This is a genomic window from Nitratidesulfovibrio liaohensis, from assembly GCF_011682075.1.
GTDB classification, from domain to species: Bacteria; Desulfobacterota; Desulfovibrionia; order Desulfovibrionales; family Desulfovibrionaceae; genus Cupidesulfovibrio; species Cupidesulfovibrio liaohensis.
Map to the genome: position 1 here is coordinate 1 of NZ_VSMK01000577.1, position 1,289 is coordinate 1,289.

Here is a 1,289-nt window from a genome sequence, read left to right on the forward strand (position 1 = left end):
GCAGGCTGCCGTGCCCGGATCTGGCGGACCGGACGGACTGGGCGCTCTCCTGCCCTCCGCACCATCCGCCGCTCCGGCGGCTACCCCCACCACCCCAGGCGCGGCGGGCACTGCCGACCCCGCCCGCCGCAATGACACCATCGTCCCACGGAGCGCCACATGGGAAGACACGTGGGAAGACGGGCGCGCCACGCCGCGCGGCCTGCTGATCCCGGTGCCCGCATGAACCACACTACGTCCTGCAATACCGGCGCTCGCAACCCGGTCGATTCCGTTGGGGCCACAGGCGCCGCCCGCGCCACGGACAATGTCTCCGGGCCGGGCCTGGCCCTGAGCGCCCCCCGCTGGCTGCGCCGACTCATCGACGCCTTCTGGCGCGGCGTGGATGCGCTGAACCCTCGCACCCGGCTGGCCATCGCGCTGTTTCTGGCGGTGACTGTGCCCGCCGGGGTACTGCTGCACCATCTGGAATCGCAAGGCCGCGCCGTGCTGCCGGGCCTGCCCCGCGCACTGCCCATGAGCATCTATGATGATGTGGTCCTGGCCGTGGCCCTGTACCTGGCCGGGGCGCTGGTGCTGTGCATCCCCGTGGCCGGGCTGATCTGCCGCTTCGTGCTGCTGCGCGACATCCGCGAGATCAACGTCTTCTGCCTGGCCCTGCGCGAAGGCCGCCAGCCGCGCCCGCTGGCGCTGCCCAACGAGCACGAGGACGAACACGATCTGCTGCGCCTGAAGCGCAACCTGGAATGGATGGCCCACCTGGTGGCCAGCCGCGAACGGCACCTGATGGCCCGCCTGGAAGCCACGGACAGCCGCGCCCGGCACATGGAGGAACTGGCCGTGCGCGATGCGCTGACCGGCCTGTTCAACCGCCGCCACTTCGAACGGCGCCTGGCCGAACTGGCCGCCGATGCCCGGCTGCGCCCTCCCTTCCATCTGATGCTGGTGGACTGCGACCGCTTCAAGGCCGTCAACGACACCCACGGGCACGCGGCGGGCGACGAACTGCTGCGACTGCTGGGCGATGTCATCGCCGAGGCGGTGCGCGCGGGCACCGACACGCCCTGCCGCATCGGGGGCGACGAGTTCGGCATCCTGTTCGCCTGCCCGGACGAGAATTCCGTGCGCGCCGTGGCCGAGCGCATCCGCCACCGCTTCTCCCAGTGCCAGAACCACGGCTGCACCCTGAGCATCGGCATTGCCCGCTACCGCCAGCAAGGCGAGGGTCGCGCCGACGCCGCCTGCCAACTGGCCCCGGTGACCGACGCGGGCAACGCCGCCTGTGCGGG

At 71.8% G+C, this 1,289-nt stretch carries 1 protein-coding gene and 1 pseudogene; both read left to right on the forward strand.

Going from position 1 to position 1,289, the window contains the following annotated elements; all coding sequences use genetic code 11:
• Positions 1-226: pseudogene (locus FVW27_RS16185) on the forward strand (HD-GYP domain-containing protein); the annotation flags it as partial.
• A partial coding sequence (locus FVW27_RS16190) for a GGDEF domain-containing protein (RefSeq protein ID WP_167127088.1) occupies positions 223-1,289 on the forward strand: 1,067 nt, incomplete at its 3' end. The pseudogene FVW27_RS16185 and the gene FVW27_RS16190, both read left to right, overlap by 4 nt.